Raw genomic sequence first — 1,119 nt, 5'->3', positions numbered from 1 at the left:
AGATGTGTACGACCTCGGTCATCAACTCGTCCGCGGAGTCGACGATCTCGTCGGTCTCGAGCAGGACGGTGTCGGCGGCCATGGCGTAGAGGTCGTCGAAGTAGCCGTCGGCGCCGGTGAACGCGGCGTTGCCGTGCTTGTCGGCCTTGTCCAGGTGGAGGAGCGCGGCGTCCATGCGCAGCGCGGGCATCGCGACCAGGGTCTCGGTCCTGCCGTCCACGGGGTACGGCGAGTCGACCGTCTTGAGCTCGTCGCCCCAGAAGCGGAACACGTCCGAGCCCAGGCCCGCGCGGGTCGGCAGGAACGGCAGGCGCTGCGCGGCGGCGGTGAGGCCGGCGCGGACCATGCCCTCGTCCATCTCGCGGGAGATGATCGAGCCCTCGGTGCGCCGCTTGGCGAACCACGGGTCGTAGAACGGCGCCGAGTCCAGGGTGACGAAGCCGTAGTACGCCTTGGAGACCTTGCCGGCCGAGCACAGCAGGCCCAGGTCGGGGCCGCCGTAGGTGATGACGGTGAGGTCGGTCAGGTCCTCGCGGCGCAGGATCGCGCGCACCAGGGCCATCGGCTTGCGCCGGGAACCCCAGCCGCCGATTCCGATGGTCATGCCGCTCTCGAGGCGCGTGACCGCGTCGTCGAGGCTCGTGCGCTTGTCGCGCGGGGTGGGGGTCGTGCTCACTTGGTCTCGCCCGTCCTCTCGGAGCGCGTGTCGCGCTTGTCCAGATTCTTGCCACTCTTGACGAACTCGTCGCGGTGCTCGTCGGCCACGCCGGCCAGGTTGAGCTCGAAGGTGAAGCCCTGCTCGATGCGGTACGAGGTCTTCACGTCGATCGGGTCGATGTGGTTGATGGCCTCCTTGGCCGCGCGGATCACCCGGGTGTCCTTGGCGGCGATCGTCTCCGCGAGCGCGCGGGCGGCGGCGTCGAGCCGGTCGCGGTGGACCACCTCGTACACGGTCCCCCAGTTGTGCAGCTGCTGGGCGGTGACGTTGCGGGAGGTGAAGTACAGGGTGCGCATCATGTGCGGCGGGACCATGCGGGCCAGGTGGGTGGCGGCGCCGAGCGCTCCGCGGTCCACCTCGGGGAGGCCGAACACCGCGTCGTCGGAGGCGACGATGCAGTC

General features: G+C 70.0%; 2 protein-coding genes. Both read right to left on the bottom strand.

Annotation, left to right across the window (positions count from 1 at the left end; genetic code table 11):
* The coding region (locus B4M60_RS02040; protein WP_291079805.1) for a CoA transferase subunit A at positions 1–676 on the bottom strand (676 nt) is incomplete at its 3' end.
* The coding region (locus B4M60_RS02035; protein WP_291079803.1) for an enoyl-CoA hydratase-related protein at positions 673–1,119 on the bottom strand (447 nt) is incomplete at its 5' end. The genes B4M60_RS02040 and B4M60_RS02035, both read right to left, overlap by 4 nt.

The sequence above is a fragment of the Dietzia sp. UBA5065 genome (assembly GCA_002415925.1).
GTDB lineage: Bacteria > Actinomycetota > Actinomycetes > Mycobacteriales > Mycobacteriaceae > Dietzia.
The sequence above is the reverse complement of the archived record's forward strand: the minus strand, read 5'-3'. Positions and strand labels throughout refer to the sequence as shown.